Raw genomic sequence first — 20469 nt, 5'->3', positions numbered from 1 at the left:
TACATTTCCCGTGACTTACAACAGGCAGTTTATATATATGATGCCCAGGGTATAGATGCTATCAAAACACAACTGCCTTCAACTCCCAGTGGCATAAATAGAGTTCCTGTCCTCGTCTTTTGGCAGCGAGAATTAATAACAAATGTCCTGCCATCTTCAGGTACAGGCAAAGATGATACTTTTGTTTACGCACTAGTTGTTTATTACTTAATGCGAGATACTACAAGTTCTGGTTCTAATTGGTCTAAAATAGCTCGCATTGGCAGATGGAAAATTAGAGATGGCGTACTAGCTAATACTACAGATGGTAATAAGATAGTTTCATGTACTGGATATCCAGGAAAATATATTAAAGGCAGTTCTAGTAGTCCTGATGAATATTGCCCTAGTAATGGTTTTGCTCCTTTTGATCTCAATAAACCAGGTACTTTAGGACAAAGAATGAATGGATGGACAAAGGGTAATGCTGCCTATACTGTGAATACATTGGTACTTGTTGACTATATTGATCAAACTATCACTAATCCACCTCCAGCAACTTGCCCTCCTAACTCTACAAATCCTGCTATTACTTGGTCAAAAGTGACTTCAACAAGTTTTAATACGACCAATACTGGTAAAATGACCAGTTTCTATGCTTGTGTTGATAGACTTAACACAACAGCACAAGTATTTATTCGAGGTAATGCCCAGGCTCGTCTTAATAATAATGCAGGTATCAATTACAGTGCCAATCAAAAATCTTATTTCCCTACCGCAAACATCAGAATTCAGGGAAGAGGTCTTTTGTATAAATAAGTCGTAATTCATAATTCGTAAACTTCTGCCTTTTGCCTCCTAAATCCTGCGACTATCAAAAATATTGAGTTTTAAGCAATGAATAAAAGGTGCAAATTATCTTTTTATCAATCAAGTAGCGGCTTTACTTTACTGGAAAATTTAATTGTTCTTTTTCTGATTGGTATATTGGCAGCAATACTAGCACCAAGTTGGCTTTCTTTTGTGAATACTCGTCGTCTCAACATTGCTCAAAGTCAAGTTTACCAAGCGATTCGTCAAGCTCAAAGCCAAGCTAAAAAGGATAAATTGACTGTTCAGGCGAGTTTTCGGGAACAAAATGGTATACTTCAATGGGCAGTTCATCCAGCTAGTCTCACCCCAGCAAATGCTGTATGGAATAGTTTAGATTCTAATATTCAGTTAGATAATGAAACAACTTTACCAGAGTCTGATAATATAAAAAATATTCAGTTTGATGATTTAGGCAGTGTGAGAAAACCCCCTTTAGGTAGAATCACCCTATCCAGTAAGTCTGGTGGAAAAGCAAAGCGTTGTGTTTTTGTATCCACAATTTTAGGGACTCTGAGAACAGCAAAAGAAAATCCTACTGCTGAAAGTGGCAGGTATTGTTATTAAGAAGTCGGTAATAGGTAATAGGTAATTGGTAATTGGTAATAAATTCATTCTTCCTTCCCAGTCCCCAGTCCCCAATCCCCAGTCTCCTGTGCAGAAATCACTAACTAACTCCAAACAGCATCTAATTATTTTTACCCGTTATCCAGAACCAGGGACGACAAAAACCAGACTGACACCTGCTTTGGGAGATGTTGGTGCTGCTAATCTCCAGAAGCAAATGACTGAACATACTATATTGCAGGTAAAAGAATTACAAACCATATCTGCTATAACTGTGGAAGTGCGGTTTGCAGGGGGTAATTGGGAACTAATGCAAAATTGGTTGGGTCTTGGTTTTGTGTATCAAACTCAAGGTGAAGGCGATTTAGGTCAGCGGATGATGCGATCGCTTGCAGATGCTCTTGGTAGCCATGCAGAACGGGTAATCATCATTGGTACTGATTGCCCTGGTATCAATTGTCATATTTTAACATCAGCCTTTGAGAAACTGCAACTTTGTGACCTGGTGTTAGGACCTGCACTGGATGGTGGTTATTACTTGATCGGTTTACGCCGAGTCATCCCAGAGTTGTTTTCTCAAATCCCATGGGGAACGGCTCAAGTATTCCCAAAAACTGTAGAAATTGCCCAGCAACTTAATTTATCATCTATATACTTACCTACTTTAGCTGATGTTGACCGTCCCGAAGATTTACCTGTTTGGCAACACATATTTGTAGGTGACAACAATTCAAACAAGTTCTAAGCTTATATGATAGTTGAAAACACACAGGATTTTTTGAAGATAAAATACACTACAGTTATATGGTATAGTTTAAAACCAAAACTTTGACCAGATAAAATCTGTCTTGGCTTTCTATAGGAAGTTCGATCCTCACAGTGAGCTAATCTCCATCTGATGGGCTTTATGCTCTAAGAGTTGTAACTTGATAAATGGCAATCAGTTTTATTCACAACAAATTTACAAAAATATGGTTAACCGTGTTGCTTCCTCGAATACTTCGCTCGCACTCAAGGTAATTGGGATAGTTTGTATTTTGTCTTTTTTCGTTGATTTTGTGATTTTGTTGTTGGGTTTCAGTCCCACTGATAAGCAAGCACAAATCGGCTTATCAACAGCCTTGGTTGATAGGGGAATCGTGCCAATGGTGGGTTTAGGGATGATATTGGCTGCATATTGGTTTGACAGTGCGGAGACAGGTAGCGATCGCTCTGGTATGAATTTAAAATTTCCATCTTTGATCCTCTCCAGCATCTTGGGTTTGATGTTTTTGTTGATTTTTCCTCTCCACCTCAACAATGTCCGTCAAGCTAGTACACAAAGAGTCAATCAAATTTCTCAAGATGCCCAACAAGCAGAATCTCAACTTAACAACCAGCTGTCTCAATTTCTCACTCAGCTAAATAATGATCAGGCCAAAGCTCAGTTAGAACAAGCACGAAGCCAAGCTAAAGCCCAGTTTACTGAACTGATCAAGGACGAGCAGAGATACAAGCAAGCACTTGATAACCCTCAACTGCCCGCAGAGCAAAAGGAATTACTCAAGAAATTTAAAGCTAATCCCCAAGAATTGGACAAATTTATTGCCCAACAAACAGATCCTAATGAAGTAGCCAAACAAAGAATCAGCCAAATTCGCCAACGCAAAGAAGAAGCTGAAAAACAAGCCAAAGACAATGCTTGGAAGTCTGGACTACGGATAGGTATCAGCAGCTTATTGTTATCTATCGGTTATATGATCATCGGTTGGACAGGGTTAAAAGGTATGGGTGCTTTACAAGGCGGGAAACGGAAAGCTCCAGCGCGTTAGTTTATAGCAGCACTCAGCAGTCAGCAGTAAAACTCTCTTGCTTCATCGGTTTTTCCCTCTTATTTTGTACTTCATTTACCTGCAATTTGCTGTATCAATTGTTAACTAGTATGAGCCGTCAATTAGAGTTGGCGGCTTATTATCAATCACTGGGACAAAACATTTCAAATTTAGTCAAATCTATATACAACTAGAAATGTTATCAATTTACATACTTACCTATAACGAAGAGCTAGATATTGCCGCTTGTATTGAGTCAGCAATGCTGTCCGATGACATTATGGTTGTAGACTCTTGCAGTAGCGATCGCACTGTAGAAATCGCCAGTCGTTATCCTGTCCGCCTCGTCCAACACGCTTTTGAAAGCCACGGTAAACAACGCACCTGGATGTTAGAATCAGTTGCTCCCAAATATGAATGGGTGTACATTCTCGAAGCTGACGAACGAATGACACCTGAACTATTTGCTGAGTGCGTAGCCGCAACTAAAAATCCTGACTATATTGCCTACTATGTTGCGGAAAGGGTGATGTTTATGAATCGTTGGATTCGCTATAGTACCCAATATCCCCGTTATCAATTACGTCTTTTCCGTCACGGTAAAGTTTGGTTTACAGACTATGGCCATACAGAAAGAGAAGTTTGTGATGGTGCAACCGGCTTTCTCAAAGAAACCTATCCTCATTACACTTGCAGCAAAGGCTTAACTCGCTGGATTGAAAAACATAACCGTTATTCTACTGATGAAGCTAAGGAAACTTTGTATCAATTACAAAACGGAAAAGTTAACTGGCGAGGTTTATTTTTCGGAAAATCGGAAGTAGAAAGACGACGCGCCCTCAAAGATTTATCTTTGCGTACACCAGTCAGACCAATGATACGCTTTATTTATATGTACTTTTTCTTAGGTGGCTGCTTAGACGGACGACCTGGTTTAGCTTGGTGTACTTTACAAACATTCTACGAATACCTGATTTTACTGAAAGTCTGGGAAATGAAATATCTACCCACACCCAGCCTAGTTATTGACGAATCTAGCCAGGATGAGAGCCAAATCATAAATTAATTTTTTTAACAAAACTTAAATATAAACTTCACACCTGGGAATACGTAACTTACTAGATATAGCAGTTCCCATGCTCGTAAGGTACAAAGTTTTTTAGTTTTAGGGAACAGGGAACAGGGAACAGGAAATAAATTGGTGTGTACTTCAATTAAACTGGGAAACGCTCTATTCTCAGACTCTCCTATTTTGTTTAACAATTTTGAGCATCTGGTAAGATAGCACGTTAAGATTAGTAATATCTGAGAAACTTGCAACAATCATTTACAAGTATTACAAAGAAAAGTAACACTAGTGAAGTAACCAAGACATACGCTTGGCTTGGAAAGGTTATATCCCGGTTAAAAAGAAACTTAAGCGAAAAATCCCAGTTCTGAGGGACTTGGGAACACAATCACAAAAATTTTAGTAGCCTAAAAAAAGGAGAATCGGGGCTTGGTAATTGAACGCCTGAAACAGGACTTAAAAAATGACCTGATTGCTGGTTTGTTGGTGGTAATTCCCCTAGCAACTACCATCTGGCTGACCATTACTATTGCCAGTTGGGTAGTTAATTTTCTCACCCAAATCCCCAAACAGCTGAATCCCTTTGATGGTCTACACCCTATATTAGTAAATGTACTGAATTTTGTAGTCGGACTGGCTGTACCACTACTGAGCATCCTAGTGATTGGCTTGATGGCTCGGAATATAGTTGGTAAGTGGTTGCTAGATTTTGGGGAGAGGATATTGCAAGCTATTCCCTTAGCTGGTCAGGTATACAAAACCCTCAAGCAATTATTAGAAACAGTCCTCAAAGATTCCAACGGCAAATTTCGCCGTGTGGTTTTATTAGAGTATCCCAGACGGGGAATTTGGGCGATCGCCTTTGTCACTGGTGTAATTAGCAGTGATATCCAAGCGCAGATGAATCAACCTATGTTGAGCGTTTTTATCCCCACTACCCCCAACCCTACCACTGGATGGTATGCAGTAGTGCCAGAAGACGAAGTAGTAAACCTCTCGATGTCCATAGAAGACGCTTTTAAAATTGTAGTCTCAGGTGGTATCGTTGCCCCCAATACAGGCATATCTCCATTGGTTTTACCAGCCGCACTGTCAACAAGAGAAACCAAAAATCATGTTATTTCTGTAGAAGAAGCCTAACATCATCACAGATAAAGTTGATTGTGGAAATGTGTCAAACTTGATATATTGATAAGTTTGCTTCATTTACTTAATTCCTTCTTCCCCCATTACCACCACCATGCAACGTCGTAAACCCCAGCAAATAGCGCGCGAACTGGCACTGTTAAGCCTGAGCCAGCTGCCAGTAAACCCCAAGAAATTGGAGAAACTGCCTGACGAACAACTAGTAGCCAAATTAGTCCTGGGAGCAGTCCGCACTCTGACTACAGAAGTGCAAGACACCCTCAATAATGCAGCAGGAGAACTCCAACGCAGTAATGATCGCCTTTTAACTAGCCAAACGCGGGCTTCAGACCTGAATACAGCTAGAACCATGCTCCAAGAAGCGATCACATACACCCAAACAGCCATCAATCAATTGGGTACAGCCGTTGATTTCCCAGAATTAATTCAGTTAGCTAATCAAGATAGGGACGTTCGTAATTACGCTAAAGAACTAGTGATTACCGTTGATGAAAACCGCAATCTGATTGATAAGATAATTTCTGAAGCTTTAGTAGATTGGCAAGTAACACGTCTAGCCCAAATCGATAGGGATATCCTGCAAATCGCCGTAGCAGAAATGAACTTCATGGGAGTTCCTGCCAGTATTGCCATCAACGAAGCAGTAGAATTAGCCAAACGTTACAGTGGCGATGACGGGCATCGCTTTATTAATGGTGTCCTGCGCCGCGTCACAGAACAGAAACAGACCGCATAGAGTAATATCCTCACTTCCCCCCGGTCTTTAAGTGCGTTAAAAGTGAGGATATCTCGAAAACTTTCAGCCCCGGAAAACGTGGCAAATTAAATTAAACTGATAACTAACTGATAACTAATAACTAATAACTGATAATACTGCTGCAATGGTTTTTAATTGGTTCCGCCGTCAACATAACGATTCTTCTGAAACCCCCCAACCACCACAACCACAGGGGGAAACTCCACCTACACAAGAAACACAGCCAGAACCAGCCGCAGAAACCACACCAGACACGGCGGACTTGTTGGCTTATGCTAAAGCCGCCTATAAAAATATTCAGCAAAAACAACAATATCAGATTCCAGAAGCTGCACCAGCAGAAGCAGCTATTACTGAAGAAATCATAGAAACTCCCACAGAGGAAAGAACTTCACCAACACAGCCGACAGAAACATCTGTTAATGAACAAGCAGCACCAGCACCTATTACTGAAGAAACGCAAGAAACAGTAGCGGGGGAGGTCGCTGCACTAACACAGGCGGCAGAAACATCTGTTAATGAACAAGCAGCACCAGCAGCTATTACTGAAAAATCAGAAGTTACCAGCCCAGAAACTCCTGTCAGCGATATACAACCAGTAACTCTATCCTTTTTAGAACGGGCAGCCGCCGAAAGGCAAGCCAAGCAGGAAAGATTGATAGCCAGTGCCGTTGAAGTTGAAGAACCAGAAACAACCTCAACTCTGGCATCGACTACAACCACACCAGAGATAGAGGCAGACATTCCCGAACTAGAATTTGATGATGGGTTTGTGTGGTCGGTAGAAGTTTTGGCAGCCCAAGGCAGACGGGCAGAAGATGTTTCCATAGAAGAAATTACCTGGCTGAAAAAATTACGCCAAGGTTTAGATAAAACTCGGCGGAATATCCTCAACCAACTCAAATCAATTGTTGGTCAAGGACCTTTAAATCAAGCTGCTGTAGCTGAAATTGAAGCATTACTCTTGCAAGCAGATGTGGGTGTAGAAGCCACAGATTTTATTATTGATGCCCTACAGAAAAAACTGCGGGATGAAGTCACCCCACCAGAACAAGCGATCGCTTACCTGAAAAAAATCCTCCGGGATATGCTAGATGCACCAAATCAAGCAACTCCAAAATCTAGCTTTGCCCCAGAAAAAGACAACTTAACTATTTGGTTAATTACAGGAGTCAACGGCGCTGGTAAAACCACCACAATCGGGAAAATAGCTCATTTAGCCCAAAAATCAGATTATAAATGTTTAATAGGTGCTGCTGACACCTTCCGCGCAGCCGCCGTCGAACAAGTCAAAGTTTGGGGAACAAGAAGCGGTGTAGAAGTTATTGCTAATCCTGGGAAGAATACAGATCCAGCTGCAGTGGTATTTGATGCGATCGCTGCTGCCCAATCACGAGGAACCGAATTACTATTAATAGATACCGCTGGAAGACTGCAAAACAAGAAAAACCTCATGGACGAATTGAGTAAAATTCGCCGCATCATCGACAAAAAAGCCCCAAATGCCCATGTAGAATCACTTTTAGTTCTAGATTCTACCTTGGGACAAAATGGACTGCGACAAGCTGAAGTATTTTCCCAAGCTGCCCAACTCAGCGGTGTTGTCTTAACCAAGCTAGATGGTACAGCTAAAGGAGGGGTGGCCTTAGCTGTTGTCAAACAGTTAGGTTTACCGATTCGCTTTATTGGTGCTGGAGAAGGAATTGAAGATTTACGTCCATTCTCTAGTTATGAGTTTGTTGAAGCACTTTTAAATGGGTGATTGGTAATTGGTAATTGGTAATTGGTAATTGGAAAAAATATATTACCCACCCAGTCCCCAGTCCCCAGTCCCCAGTCTCATAAATTAAAATAATTCTTTTTTTTTACAAAAAATGGCTAACTTCTGGTAGAATTTCACACTAAAGCCATTTTACTTACTGCACAAGGGGTTTATCTAATGCAGCACCAAGCTTACTTGATTACTGCAAAAGGCATCCAGAAAAAAGTTGATTAGATAGATAAACTGGCTAATTACTCCCGACTTGCTTATCAGGTTCTACTGGCAAAATTACTCATAAATACTCTCTGTCAGCCATTTAGATATTTGAAGTATCATGGTTGAACCAAGACACCCTATTTATAACTTTTGGGTTAAAGATAGTAGGGGTATCCTGGGTCTAGTTTCTATTTACATAGGTTCTAGATACAGCAGATTGCAGATCAATGAGGCTTCGCCGTGAGCGTCAGCCGATAGCTTGCGTGGCGTAGCCATACGGTACAGAATCTAAATTGAAACCTATACACAAAGCCAGTTTTACTCCTGACTTCTGACTTCTGACTCCTGACTCCTGACTCCTGCTGTTAACTTTTGGGTTAAAGATAGTAGGGGTACCCTGGGTCTAGCTTCTATTTACATAGATTCTAGATACAGCAGATTGTAGATCAATGAGGCTTCGCCGTGAGCGTCAGCCGATAGCTTGCGTGGCGTAGCCATACGGTACAGAATCTAAATTGAAACCTATACACAAAGCCAGTTTTACTCCTGACTTCTGACTTCTGACTCCTGACTCCTGACTCCTGCTGTTAACTTTTGGGTTAAAGATAGTAGGGGTACCCTGGGTCTAGCTTCTATTTACATAGATTCTAGATACAGCAGATTGTAGATCAATGAGGCTTCGCCGTGAGCGTCAGCCGATAGCTTGCGTGGCGTAGCCATACGGTACAGAATCTAAATTGAAACCTATACACAAAGCCAGTTTTACTCCTGACTCCTGACTCCTGACTCCTGCTGTATTTTGGCTTGAACTAAATTGCATCTTCCGTGATTAAAAATCACCTAGCTCATAAACTGAATAGAGAAAATTTATATCTGAGTAAATATTCAAGAAATTTATGGTATACCAGTTAAATGTTTACAATTTATAATTTAGAACTTTGCTTTTACAGGTATGATGATAAATCTTTTTTCTCTCACTCTAGTAGCAGCTGATCAACAAACCAGTCTAAAATCCACTAATCAAAAACTCTAAAGACTTACGCTGTAGGTGTAAGGAATGACTCTAATAACGATAAAGCTTTATTTCCCAAGATATATGAATTACTAACTCAGTCATGAAAAAATTGTAAGCCGTCTGTAGCGTTAACAAAATTACTGATTTATCCTGGACAGGATTAATTAACGGTTTAATTGATAAATACATAACTGGAAACTCATAAATAAATGGCAAAAAATCCAACCAGCAAATCCAATACTGCTCAAAATTACATCATCAGTCTTTCTACTCTTGCTAAAATGGCTAATCTTGTCGAATATGATTGAGCAATACCAAATAAAAAGGATTGATCATAAATCATAAATCTGCCATCAGTTAATATCAAATGCAATAGTATATTTACCTGTGTCTCAAGTTCCTTCTCACTCCACTGAAATTAATACTAGTGCCACGACAGATGTCACTCCAGTTGTGGCACTGAAAGAACTTGTGGCCAGGCTGCATCGGGAACAGAACAAAATTCAAGATTTGCTCAGTTCTTTAGGATTTGCCCTGAGAAGCTTCAATAATTTGAATCAGTTTTTGGAACTGATTCCACTCATGGCTACCAGAGTTACCGATGCTGATGGTAGCGCCCTGTTTCTCTATAAACCTAATGGTCAAATCAGGTTAGAACAGTTACATTGGCAAGATAGCCAACAACGGAAAAATATTCGCAAAGCCCTAGAAAATGCCAGCAGTCAAATTACACTTTTACCCAATTCTGCGCCGCTAACCGCAACCACAGGGATTTTGGATGATCAGATGCATCGCTATTTGGGTCCAGATGTACAGATTTTTGGTACGGCGATTTTAGTTAAGCATACAGAACGGGGATGGCTTTATGTTTTAAGCCGTGATCCAGATTATAGTTGGACAGAAACTAGACAAAAATTAGTGAGGTTGGTTGCAGATCAAACAGCGGTAGCGATTGAAAATGATGAATTAGCGGTAGAACTGAGAAAAAAAGAACGCTTAGATCAAGAATTAGAAATTGGGGCAGAAATTCAACGCCGACTTTTACCGCGTCAATGTCCTAGTCTTCCTGGTGCAGTGTTGGCAGCACGTTGTAAACCGGCTAATCGTGTGGGTGGAGATTATTATGATTTTATTCCCACAAATAATAATCAGTTAAAGTCGAATAATAATAGTAGTGCTGAAGATGCTCGTTGGGCTTTGGTAATTGGCGATGTGATGGGTAAAGGTGTTCCTGCTGGTTTAATTATGACAATGTTGCGGGGAATGCTCAGAGGTGAAGTATTACATGGTAATTCTGCTGCGGGAATTCTGCAAAATTTGAATCGTGTGATGTATGCGGATTTGGAAAATTCCCACCGCTTTGTCACCATGTTTTATTCAGAATATGACCCAAAAACGCGGGTTTTATCTTATAGTAATGCTGCACATAATCCTCCTCTGTGGTGGCACGCAGCTACTAAAACCGTGAGCCGATTGGATACTTTGGGGATGCTGATTGGTTTGGATGCTAATAGTCAATATGAAGATGGGGAAGCACTATTAGAACCAGGTGACACTGTTATTTATTATACAGATGGGTTGACAGATGCGGCGGCAGCTAGTGGCGATCGCTTTGATGAAGATAATTTTGTTACTTCATTTAATGCAGCCTGTCGTTATTGCAACGGACCACAGGAAATAGTCGATTATTTGTTTGATAAAGTTCAGGAATTCATCGGTCCTGATAGGCAAAATACGGATGATATGACGTTGGTGATTTTACAAATTTGTGAATAGCTATAATTATTAATTCGGCAAGGTAAAAGCATGGCAAAAAGTGACAAAATTAATTTTTCTACCCCTAGCGGTTTTCCAGAATTTCTGCCCAGCGAAAAGCGTTTAGAAGTACATCTATTAGATATAATCCGTCGCGTCTTTGAAAGCTATGGTTTTACACCTATTGAAACCCCAGCAGTAGAAAGGTTAGAAGTGCTGCAAGCTAAGGGAAATCAAGGAGATAATATAATATATGGTATTGAGCCAATTTTACCACCAAATCGCCAAGCCGAAAAAGATAAATCTGGCGAAACTGGTTCAGAAGCAAGGGCTTTAAAATTTGATCAAACTGTTCCCTTTGCGGCTTATATTGCGCGTCATTTAAATGAATTAACCTTTCCCTTTGCTCGTTATCAAATGGATATGGTTTTTCGGGGAGAACGAGCTAAAGATGGACGTTTTCGGCAGTTTCGTCAATGTGATATTGATGTTGTTGCTCGTGGTAAACTCAGTTTACTATATGATGCCCAAATGCCAGCAATTATCACCGAAATATTTGAAGCAATTAATATTGGTGATTTTGTCATTCGCATCAATAACAGAAAAATTCTCACAGGTTTCTTTCAGTCTGTAGGAGTTGCAGAAAACCAAATTAAAGCTTGTATTGGCATAATTGATAATTTGGAAAAAATTGGGGAAGCGAAAGTTAAATTAGAGTTAGAGAAAGAAGGTATTTCTTCCGAACAAACTGAAAAAATTATTGAGTTTATTAAAATTGATGGTAGCAGAGATGATGTTTTAGATAAACTCAAATACCTAGCTGTAAATTTACCAGAAGCCGAGGAATTTAATCTAGGAGTTAGTGAATTAGAAACTGTAATTAATGGAGTAAGAGATTTAGGGGTTACTGATAAACGTTTCTGTATTGATTTATCTATTGCTCGTGGTTTAAATTACTATACTGGGACTGTTTACGAAACTACTTTAATAGGACATGAAGCCTTAGGTAGTATCTGTTCTGGTGGCAGATATGAAGAATTGGTGGGGATGTTTTTGGGTGAAAAAATGCCTGGTGTAGGCATTTCCATTGGTTTAACTCGGTTAATTAGTCGATTGTTAAAAGCGGGTATTCTTAATACCTTATCTGCGACACCTACCCAAGTTGTGGTAGTGAATATGCAAGAGGATTTAATGCCTGTTTATTTAAAGGTATCACAGCAATTGCGTCAAGCCGGAATTAATGTTGTGACTAACTTTGAAAAACGTCCTTTAGGTAAACAATTTCAAGCAGCAGATAAACAAGGAATTAGATTTTGTGTGATTATTGGTGCTGATGAAGCCGCAGCAGAAAAATCATCATTGAAGGATTTGAAATCAGGTGAACAAATAGAGGTAGCTTTAGCAGATTTAGCTGAGGAAGTTAAACGGAGGCTTGTGTAATCCAGAACCCCTCCCTGCAAGCGAGGAGGGGGCTATGATTTGCCTGATATAATTAGAAACCACTTGAAATAGTTTTTTTCAATCTATGGACAATCAACATTATTCTACAAATTCAGCAGAAACAGCAATATTATTAAATGTACCAATCATTAAAGAAGACTGGGGTGGAGATGGTAGAGGAAGAATGAATTTATCTGGCAGAAAAACCGCTATTTCTCCAGAATATGTACCGCGAAAATATCAATTTTTTGACACAAATAGTATAGCAGAAGAAAAAAAATGGCTCATCAAAGGAATGCCAAATAACGTAAAATCTGGAAGTCGAAAACTACTAACTTGGCATAATTGCGGTGCGTCTACTTCCAGAGTTATTTTACCATCCCAATTTCAAGCACCATCGGGTATATTTACAGCAGATTTAGAACTGTTTATTTTAAAAGGTACAATTCAAATAGGTGAATGGAAACTAACTAAACATTGCTATTCTTTTATTCCCGCAGGAGTGAAATTAGGAGATTGGCAAGTATTAGGTAATGAAGATGTAGAAATTCTGTGGATGGAAAACGGTTCAGCACAATACAAGAACCTAGAAAATAATCATCCAGATGCTAGGTTAAATGAATTTATTCCCATTTTGGATAGTAAATTATTACCTTGGGGCAAAACCGATACAGTTCAATTTGAAGTTGCAAAAAAGAAATATTTGCGAAGAGATGCTAACGGTGGAGGAGTGTGGTTACTGGCTATATTACCACATTATGATGGAATAAATCAAATGGTTCAAGCATACAATGAAGAAGATTACATTTTAGGTGGATATTTGGACATAGGAAATGATCATTTGATTCAGGATTACTATTGTTATTGTCCCAGTTTTAGCACTCTTCCTAGACATATCACAGATGATGGGGGCTTATTTTTTGTCAGAATTGATAGAGATTTATCAAAAGTAGGTACAGTTTTATCTTATGCAAATGGAAATTAATCTAACACCAATTCCTTTTAAATTTTCACTAAATCTCATTTAAACTCTCTGCAACTCTGCGCCTCTGCGTGAGATATAAAAAAGTAATTCATTTACCAGAAAATCTCTTTAAATAACGCCCATGAGGTGAACCCAAAACTTGTCCATTATTGTAGATAAGATTTCCTCGCAAAAACGTGCTTTTCACCCTTCCTGTTAACTCCATACCTTCAAAAGGTGTGTAACCTTGTTGAGATTCCGACTTAGCAGCACACACCACAAAATTTTCATCGGGGTCTACCAATACCAAATCAGCATCATAACCAATAGCAATATCGCCTTTTGTTAATAACCCAAAGCGTCGTGATGGGTTCCAAGATAGCAACTTAGCCATGAGATTGTAAGACATTCCCCGCTTACTACCTTCACTTAATACACCGGAAAGTAAATATTCTGTACCTCCAAAACCGGACTTTGCCAACCAAATATTATTAGGGTGTGTCGCACTTCTTTTTTGTTCCGCAGAACAGCAAGCATGGTCACTAACTATCCAATCTACTTGATTATTTAATACCGCTTGCCATAAATATTCCACATCAGCACGAGGACGAATAGGAGGGTTTACTTTTGCCCAAGTACCATTAGGAGTATCAACGTCTAATAATAAATGTCCCACGGTAACTTCTCGCCGAAAATTGATGTGAGGAAAAGCAGTTTGCATAGTTAAAGCTGCTTCCATTGCTTTACGCGAACTCAGATGTAATAAGTTGATATTTGCACAGTTAGTTTCATGTGCCAAATAAGAAGCAATACAAATTGCTAACCCTTCTGAATGAGGAGGACGTGCTGCACTATAAGCGTGTAGTCCGCTAAGGCTAGAATCGTTTTCAACGATTTTGGTATAGGCGTTGAGAATTTCTGCAATTTCGCAATGCAAACTTAAGCTAATAGTATCTCGTGCTTCTGGATGTTCTGCCATCAATTGAGTTAGACGGCGCATAATAAATTCAAAATGGGCGAAGTCGTACCGTTCCTCTTTATTTATCATCAAAAAGAGGTTTTGCTGGTCTGACAAACCATGCAACCCATAGCCGCCATAAAACATGAAAATTTTAAATGAAGTTACCCCATGTTCTGCAAACAGTAGAGGTATTTCGTCGATATGTTGACTAGCTATAGGTGCAACGTGATAACTGTAATCAACAAAAAAATTACCTGCGGATAACGCCAATACTTCTGGAAAAAAATCCCGGTAGGAACCGCCTTTGTTGAGATAATATTGTCCTGTCCGAATGTAATTGAGGCTAGTAGTTACTCCTCCCATCGCAGCTGCTTTGCTTTCAGTCACCGCATCTTGGTCTAGGGGTTGATAAATACCAATGTGCATATGGGCATCCACGACCCCAGGAAAGCCCAAAAGGTTTTTGGTATCAAATACCTCTATGCCTTGGTCTGGGCTAATATGAGGGGCAATCTGGGCAAATTTTCCATCTTTAATCCCTAAATCAAGTAGTTCCACAGCGTCATTATGGGGACGAACTACGCGCACATTTTTGATAATTTTATCTAATACAGGAGGTTCAGACACAGTAGACCTCACACTAAAATGAGTACAGAAGCTAAAGTTCTGGGTTATTCAGGTATTTCAACATTTTACCGGAAGCCAAGCTAAAATCCATGACTATGTAACAGTTTTTATTCATCTTCAGGAGAAAAGCTAATGGAAAGTTTTAATGAGTATCATCTGAATCCAGAGGATTTTCCTTTTCTCAAGCCTTTTCAAGATAACTGGCTAGGAATTAGAGATGAGTTTACCAGATTTATTAATCAGGCATCAGAGGATGAGTTGAAATTTACTTATGATGTATTAGGTCCTAAAAGCAAAACCATTAAAACCAAAGGTAATTCAAAATATAGTGCTTTTGGCATTCTATTCCAAGGTTTGTTTATTGAAGAATATATTCAATTACATCAAATAAAATATCCTAATTATGAGACAAATGAAGCATCCGAAAAAGCATTTATTTTAAGAGAAAAATATTTTACTAATTTGGCTCATGTAATAGCACAAATTAACTTAAATAATGATAACATATTCAGAAATGTGTATTTTGGAACATTCCTTCCAGGTTTGGATATCAAGCTTCATGTTAACTATAACCATCATACAAATCGTGGTTATTTAGGTTTAATTGTGCCAGAGGGTGATGTGGCTATGAAAATATGCCATGAAAAGCTTTGTTGGCATGAGGGAAAATTCATGGTTTTAGATCATAGCTATCCACATTGTCCACATAATTACACTAATTACGATAGAACGGTTTTAGTTGTAGACTTTTTTAAACCGGATCAACCTAGAGAGGAAGTGATCCAATTTGAACAAGAGCAAGTTGCACAACGTATGGAAGATAATCCTTACAGTTTAGGTGTTTTTGGTAAGAGCGATAAAGCTCAAGAAGAAGATTTTATTAAGTATGGTTTAGCTCATCAATTAGAGTGGGATAAATCCTTGTAAGCTTGATATATTTTCCATATCTTCCATATCTATCTATGATTTTTTTAACTAAGCCAAGAATGAATTAAAACAGGAATTACGCAAAATATCTCTCCAAACCTCTTTTCTCGGCTTTCTCTGCGCCTCTGCGGTTAGTTATTCCCTAACTTGTGCGTAAGTCTTATCAGATTAAAAGAAAAGTAAAATTCAAAAATGAACACAAAAACCTACAGAAAGTTAATAGCAAAACAACTGAATCAAGATTTTAAATCAGCCCTTGAAATTATCGAAGTTCCTATTGTTGAACCTGCTGTTAATCAACTTCTAATTAAAAACAAATTTGCTGGTGTTAATGGTGGTTTTGACACTTTATTGTGTCGGGGTGAAGTTCCTTATGTGAATTTAACTCCCCCGTTTGATTTGGGTGTGGAAGCGGTGGGGGAAGTTGTCGCAGTGGGAGACGATATCAAAGATTTCCAAGTTGGAGATGCTGTTGTTACGAATGTGCGTGGTGGTGGTTATCGAGAATATCAGGTTATTGATGCCAACTTAGCTATTAAAGTGCGGGAAGCAACACCAGAGATTTTAACATTAATGCCTACAGGTATATCAGCTTTAGTCGCTTTGGAACAAGCGGGAGAAATGACAACTGATGAAGTGGTTTTAGTGACAGCAGCAGCAGGGGGAACTGGTCATATTGCTGTACAGTTAGCAAAGTTAGCGAGTAATCGTGTCATTGGTGTTTGTGGTTCTGAAAAAAAAGCGCAATTATTAAAAGAATTGGGATGTAATCACATTATCAATTATCGTACAGAAAACCTCAACCAAGTCCTGAAGCAAGAATACCCCAAAGGAATAAATTTGATTTTTGATTGTGTGGGTAAAAAAGTTTTTGATACTTGCTTAGAAAATTTAGCAGTGCGGGGACGTTTGGTGGTGGTAGGTTTTATCTCTGAATATGGAAAAATTCCCGAAAAAATTACCACTACCCGCATCTATCATCAACTATTTTGGAAAGGTGCATCTGTGCGTGGTTTTTTGATGCCACATTATCAAGAATATATTCCAGAGGCACGCGATCGCTTACTCAATCTGTTCTACACTGGTAAAATTAAAGTTGTAGTTAACCCAACAGAATTTAACGGCTTAGAATCCATACCTGATGCCGTCCAACACCTGCTTAGTGGGAAAAATTGTGGCAAAGTAGTTGTTAAATTTTAAATGTGGGGTGACACACCTGATGGGTATAGCACTACATCCAATATTAGCAGGATCAGAAATATAATCTTTAAAATTGATTCCTTTGGCTAGGTGTCAATTAATTAGGGCGATCGCACAACTATCACGACGGAACTGCGATCGCTTCTTTTACCTCTTCAAAAATTGAATATACTGCTAAGTAGGTAAGCTCAAATAAATCTAACTATATAACGAAATGTAAAATGCTCGAAACCCTTGCGATCGCTAAAGCCTGTGGTTCCCGTCAGGGATACACTTCGTTAGCAATGACATAGTTATAAACTATCCTACCCACCTACTTACACAAGCTTTCTAACAGTATTTTTCCTAGTCGCCCTTCATGGTAATATCAGGTTCATAAGCTATTCTCTGCTTGAATACAGCTGTCCCCATTCTTCTCAATACTTTGAAAAATAAAATACATGACAAACACATTAGAAAACACTTTAAAAGTAGCTCAACTGGCATTTGAGTATTTTACAAATGGGTTAGAAACTGGTAACTGGCAAGATTTTTTAGATATGCTCACAGATGATTTTACCTTTTGGTTTCCCATGGGAAAATTTCACGGCTTAAATACAGGTAAAGAACGAGCAAAAGAGTTTTTTGAATATGTTTCTGAAGCTTTTAAAGCAGGAATCAAGCTCACTTCTGTAGATAGCATTACTAGCAACGAAAAAACCGTTATCTTTGAATTTCGGGATGAGGGAAAATTATTTGGAGAACTTTATAAAAATCGGGTTGCAGTTGCCTTTGACGTGCGCGGTGACAAAATTTGCAGCTACAGAGAATACTTTGGCAGCGATGGTAAATCTTATTAACCCAACAAGGTTAGTTATCAGTGGAAAAAGGCAAGAGGCAAGAGGTGGAAGGTTAACTTTTCCTAACTCCTGACTCCTGAATTCTTGAAAATTGCTATATTTAATCTTAATTTTTTTCAGCTTCTAAGCCATTAATTTCTCGACATTTAACTTCAGCCGCTTGATAAGCTGCTAAATATTCATGATCACCTAACATTAAATCCCCATAATAATCATAAGGTGCTTCACCGTAGATTGGTAGAGGATCATCTTCTGGATAATCTTCTTTTGATTCATCAATAATCGCTTTTAGCTTTTTGACAGTCAGACTTTGTGCGGGAAAATACCAAATGTTTCTATGGTTCTTTTGTAAATAAGGGAAGGTGGGATCAATAATCACATCATCCAATTCAATCCAACCATGTTCAACAGGTTTATAGGGCTGACCAGTAAACACTATAAAGCCTTGAACATACCTTGCACCTTCAGTAACTAAAGCTGCTTTGTAAGCATTTTCAAAAGGCTTTTTAGCTTTACTTTTGATGCTTTCTGCAACTTGTTGAGATAAGGTTTCATCTAATATTTTATTCATGGGTGAAATTATCATCCTCTAATAACTCTTAATTCTATCATCTCTTAATTTCTGCATTTTTCAAACATCCTCTTAGCAATTCATTAATAGGAGGGAATTATAAAAAATACTTATGTTGAGCTTTTATCTCGTCATACAGAGATTAGGACTAGGATTAATAGACAAAAACTTTACACCTAAGCTATACAAACCAATTTTGCGGAACAGACAGGTATGGGATTGAATCAAACCTTACATAAAAATCTTACACGATTTTCCTGGCTAAATGAAGATGATAGTAAAACCTAGATTTTGGCAAATTCTCACAGCAGCAACATTGACAGCATCAACTTTTTTCAATGCTGTTCCTCTACATCCTTCTATAGCTGAGAATAAAGTCAGCACTACCCAAGTTACTCAAGCTATTCTGACCCTATCTGGACACACTGCACCTCTCCGCACCATAGTTATTAGTCCCGATGGACAGACTTTAGCTAGTAGTGGTGATGATAAAACTATTAAACTCTGGAATCTCAAAACTGGGGAATTACTCCGCACTCTCTCAGGACATACAGAAAGGGTAACATCTCTGGTTTTTACTCCAGATGGTAGAACTTTAGCTAGTAGCAGTCTTGACAATACTATTAAACTTTGGAATGTAGAAACTGGAAAATTAAATCGTAATCTTACCGGACATTCCGCATCAGTAATTTCTATAGCTATTAGTCCAGATGGTAAAACTTTAGCTAGTGGCAGTTATGACAAAACTTTAAGATTATGGAATTTGAGTAATGGTAAATTGGTTCATAGTTTTAAGGTTTTTGCTACTGCTGTAGTCATTAGTCCAGATGGGAGAAATTTAATTAGTGGTAATGAAGATGGAACTATTAAACGCTGGAATCTTCGCACCAGAAAATTAATTGCTAATTTAGTACCACCAAAACCGAAAAATCCCATGTTTGATTCTCAACGAGCTTCCAGTGTGATATCTCTCGCTATTAGTGCCGATGGACAAACTTTAATTAATGGTGGTTATAACGATTTTCATCAGTCAATTCAGCAAACTGATGGCAAGAATGTAAAGGTTTGGAATCTCAAAACTGGGAAGGTTGTTCACAATTTTACTGCTGAACTTGGTAGCATTAATGCTGTTGCTCTCACTCCTGATGGAAAAAGTTTTATTACTGGTGGGTTAGGTCGAAAAATTAGTATTTTTGATTTAAAAACTGGGAAGTTAATCCGCACTATTGAAGGTCATGCTGGGGGTATTTATGCGTTGGCTGTGAGTAAAGATGGTAAAACTTTAATTAGTGGTAGTGGTGATAAGTCAATTAAGGTTTGGCAATTATAGTAGGTGACAGGTGACAGGTGACAGGTGACAGGTGAAATTATTTGAAGTTGTTTTCTTCTCGTTCCCATACTCTGTATGGGAATGCATTCTAGAAGGCTCTGCCTTCAATGATAGTAGAGGCAGAGCCTCTGTGATAGCATTCCCAGTCAGAGACTGGGAACGAGATAACTTTAAGTTTTACGTTTCCGATGTCTGAAACAGTCTTAGTTTCAATCCCTAATAGGGAGTAAAGGAAATTGCAATTTTATTGTGCAGCTTTCAATATTTAGATCAAGTTGTTTCAATCCCTAATAGGGAGTAAAGGAAATTGCAATTTTCGCGAATAGCGTCATCTTGATCACTCAGGTGGGTTTCAATCCCTAATAGGGAGTAAAGGAAATTGCAATTAATGAGTCTTACGGAAACCAAAGAGGATAAAGTTTCAATCCCTAATAGGGAGTAAAGGAAATTGCAATTTGAACTCAGAAGCCATATTAACGGCGATATCCCGGTTTCAATCCCTAATAGGGAGTAAAGGAAATTGCAATTCCAAGTCTGAATGTGGGGGCCCGATTATTACCCAGTTTCAATCCCTAATAGGGAGTAAAGGAAATTGCAATTTTTAAAAGCTTGGTTTTTCAATCCTTCTCACCACAGTTTCAATCCCTAATAGGGAGTAAAGGA

Annotated in this window: 17 protein-coding genes, 1 pseudogene and 1 CRISPR repeat array (1 of these 19 running past the window's edge); of the genes and pseudogenes, 15 read left to right on the top strand and 3 right to left on the bottom strand. The window is 38.8% G+C overall.

Annotated features, from left to right (window positions below; translation table 11 throughout):
- From hpsC to ftsY, 8 genes and pseudogenes are all read left to right on the top strand, one after another.
- Nucleotides 1-798 (top strand): annotated as a pseudogene (gene hpsC / locus H6G06_RS08635) (hormogonium polysaccharide secretion pseudopilin HpsC); the annotation flags it as partial.
- 78 nt (nt 799-876) lie between these two features.
- On the top strand, nt 877-1416 hold the full coding sequence (locus H6G06_RS08630; protein WP_190559056.1) for a pilus assembly FimT family protein: 540 nt from the start codon (nt 877-879) through the stop codon (nt 1414-1416).
- An 88-nt stretch (nt 1417-1504) separates the two neighbouring features.
- On the top strand, nt 1505-2161 hold the full coding sequence (locus H6G06_RS08625; RefSeq protein ID WP_190559054.1) for a TIGR04282 family arsenosugar biosynthesis glycosyltransferase: 657 nt from the start codon (nt 1505-1507) through the stop codon (nt 2159-2161).
- A gap of 226 nt (nt 2162-2387) precedes the next feature.
- Nucleotides 2388-3227 (top strand): hormogonium polysaccharide biosynthesis protein HpsJ, encoded by an 840-nt coding sequence (gene hpsJ-B, locus H6G06_RS08620; RefSeq protein ID WP_190559052.1) that lies wholly within the window; start codon nt 2388-2390, stop codon nt 3225-3227.
- A 196-nt stretch (nt 3228-3423) separates the two neighbouring features.
- Entirely contained in the window at nt 3424-4293 is an 870-nt protein-coding gene (locus tag H6G06_RS08615) for a glycosyltransferase family 2 protein (protein WP_190559050.1), read from the top strand.
- A gap of 432 nt (nt 4294-4725) precedes the next feature.
- Nucleotides 4726-5436, top strand: a complete 711-nt coding sequence (locus H6G06_RS08610; RefSeq protein WP_190559048.1) for a DUF502 domain-containing protein — start codon at nt 4726-4728, stop codon at nt 5434-5436.
- A 100-nt stretch (nt 5437-5536) separates the two neighbouring features.
- A complete protein-coding gene (nusB, locus tag H6G06_RS08605; protein WP_190559046.1) occupies nt 5537-6178 on the top strand; it encodes a transcription antitermination factor NusB in 642 nt (213 codons plus the stop codon).
- Nucleotides 6179-6323: 145 nt separating this feature from the next.
- Nucleotides 6324-7961, top strand: a complete 1638-nt coding sequence (gene ftsY / locus H6G06_RS08600) for a signal recognition particle-docking protein FtsY (protein ID WP_190559044.1) — start codon at nt 6324-6326, stop codon at nt 7959-7961.
- A 907-nt stretch (nt 7962-8868) separates the two neighbouring features.
- Here ftsY and H6G06_RS27770 read toward each other — a convergent pair.
- Nucleotides 8869-8997 (bottom strand): hypothetical protein, encoded by a 129-nt coding sequence (locus H6G06_RS27770; protein WP_277875182.1) that lies wholly within the window; start codon nt 8995-8997, stop codon nt 8869-8871.
- 582 nt (nt 8998-9579) lie between these two features.
- Here H6G06_RS27770 and H6G06_RS08595 point away from each other — a divergent pair.
- The 3 genes from H6G06_RS08595 (at nt 9580) to H6G06_RS08585 (ending at nt 13372) form a co-directional block, all read left to right on the top strand.
- A complete protein-coding gene (locus tag H6G06_RS08595; RefSeq protein ID WP_190559043.1) occupies nt 9580-10968 on the top strand; it encodes a SpoIIE family protein phosphatase in 1389 nt (462 codons plus the stop codon).
- A gap of 30 nt (nt 10969-10998) precedes the next feature.
- A complete protein-coding gene (gene hisS / locus H6G06_RS08590) occupies nt 10999-12387 on the top strand; it encodes a histidine--tRNA ligase (protein WP_190559041.1) in 1389 nt (462 codons plus the stop codon).
- Between the two features lie 85 nt (nt 12388-12472).
- Nucleotides 12473-13372: a DUF4437 domain-containing protein gene (locus H6G06_RS08585; protein WP_190559039.1), complete on the top strand. Its 900-nt coding sequence runs from the start codon at nt 12473-12475 to the stop codon at nt 13370-13372.
- Nucleotides 13373-13460: 88 nt separating this feature from the next.
- Here H6G06_RS08585 and H6G06_RS08580 read toward each other — a convergent pair whose 3' ends face one another.
- Nucleotides 13461-14939 (bottom strand): amidohydrolase family protein, encoded by a 1479-nt coding sequence (locus H6G06_RS08580; RefSeq protein ID WP_190559037.1) that lies wholly within the window; start codon nt 14937-14939, stop codon nt 13461-13463.
- Nucleotides 14940-15071: 132 nt separating this feature from the next.
- Here H6G06_RS08580 and H6G06_RS08575 point away from each other — a divergent pair, with 132 nt between their 5' ends.
- From H6G06_RS08575 to H6G06_RS08565, 3 genes are all read left to right on the top strand, one after another.
- Nucleotides 15072-15866, top strand: coding sequence for an aspartyl/asparaginyl beta-hydroxylase domain-containing protein (locus tag H6G06_RS08575; RefSeq protein ID WP_190559035.1), 795 nt, complete (start codon nt 15072-15074; stop codon nt 15864-15866).
- A gap of 192 nt (nt 15867-16058) precedes the next feature.
- Nucleotides 16059-17066 carry a zinc-binding dehydrogenase gene (locus H6G06_RS08570; RefSeq protein ID WP_190559033.1) on the top strand — a complete coding sequence of 336 codons (1008 nt, stop codon included), beginning with the start codon at nt 16059-16061 and terminating at the stop codon, nt 17064-17066.
- Nucleotides 17067-17506: 440 nt separating this feature from the next.
- Nucleotides 17507-17905 carry a nuclear transport factor 2 family protein gene (locus H6G06_RS08565; protein WP_190559031.1) on the top strand — a complete coding sequence of 133 codons (399 nt, stop codon included), beginning with the start codon at nt 17507-17509 and terminating at the stop codon, nt 17903-17905.
- A 106-nt stretch (nt 17906-18011) separates the two neighbouring features.
- Here H6G06_RS08565 and H6G06_RS08560 read toward each other — a convergent pair whose 3' ends face one another.
- The gene (locus H6G06_RS08560; RefSeq protein WP_190559029.1) at nt 18012-18476 is read right to left on the bottom strand and encodes a hypothetical protein; all 465 of its coding nucleotides are present in this window, start codon (nt 18474-18476) and stop codon (nt 18012-18014) included.
- Between the two features lie 271 nt (nt 18477-18747).
- Between H6G06_RS08560 and H6G06_RS08555 the strand changes: the two genes are divergently transcribed.
- A complete protein-coding gene (locus H6G06_RS08555) occupies nt 18748-19806 on the top strand; it encodes a WD40 repeat domain-containing protein (protein WP_190559027.1) in 1059 nt (352 codons plus the stop codon).
- Between the two features lie 206 nt (nt 19807-20012).
- Nucleotides 20013-20469: direct repeats of the CRISPR family, unit length 38 nt; unit sequence GTTTCAATCCCTAATAGGGAGTAAAGGAAATTGCAATT; it runs 308 nt beyond the window's last position.

The organism is Anabaena sphaerica FACHB-251 (assembly GCF_014696825.1).
In the GTDB taxonomy this organism is placed as follows: domain Bacteria; phylum Cyanobacteriota; class Cyanobacteriia; order Cyanobacteriales; family Nostocaceae; genus RDYJ01.
This window is presented reverse-complemented; position numbering and strand designations above follow the sequence as displayed.

Bases quoted from the DNA above. Each gene is read 5' to 3' on its own strand.
- H6G06_RS08565 (WP_190559031.1), top strand. From the start codon at position 17,507: ATGACAAACACATTAGAAAACACTTTAAAAGTAGCTCAACTGGCATTT.
- H6G06_RS08570 (WP_190559033.1), top strand. From the start codon at position 16,059: ATGAACACAAAAACCTACAGAAAGTTAATAGCAAAACAACTGAATCAA.
- H6G06_RS27770 (WP_277875182.1), bottom strand. From the start codon at position 8,997: ATGCAATTTAGTTCAAGCCAAAATACAGCAGGAGTCAGGAGTCAGGAG.
- H6G06_RS08630 (WP_190559056.1), top strand. From the start codon at position 877: ATGAATAAAAGGTGCAAATTATCTTTTTATCAATCAAGTAGCGGCTTT.
- H6G06_RS08560 (WP_190559029.1), bottom strand. From the start codon at position 18,476: ATGAATAAAATATTAGATGAAACCTTATCTCAACAAGTTGCAGAAAGC.
- H6G06_RS08575 (WP_190559035.1), top strand. From the start codon at position 15,072: ATGGAAAGTTTTAATGAGTATCATCTGAATCCAGAGGATTTTCCTTTT.
- nusB (WP_190559046.1), top strand. From the start codon at position 5,537: ATGCAACGTCGTAAACCCCAGCAAATAGCGCGCGAACTGGCACTGTTA.
- hpsJ-B (WP_190559052.1), top strand. From the start codon at position 2,388: ATGGTTAACCGTGTTGCTTCCTCGAATACTTCGCTCGCACTCAAGGTA.
- H6G06_RS08585 (WP_190559039.1), top strand. From the start codon at position 12,473: ATGGACAATCAACATTATTCTACAAATTCAGCAGAAACAGCAATATTA.
- H6G06_RS08615 (WP_190559050.1), top strand. From the start codon at position 3,424: ATGTTATCAATTTACATACTTACCTATAACGAAGAGCTAGATATTGCC.
- hisS (WP_190559041.1), top strand. From the start codon at position 10,999: ATGGCAAAAAGTGACAAAATTAATTTTTCTACCCCTAGCGGTTTTCCA.
- ftsY (WP_190559044.1), top strand. From the start codon at position 6,324: ATGGTTTTTAATTGGTTCCGCCGTCAACATAACGATTCTTCTGAAACC.
- H6G06_RS08555 (WP_190559027.1), top strand. From the start codon at position 18,748: ATGATAGTAAAACCTAGATTTTGGCAAATTCTCACAGCAGCAACATTG.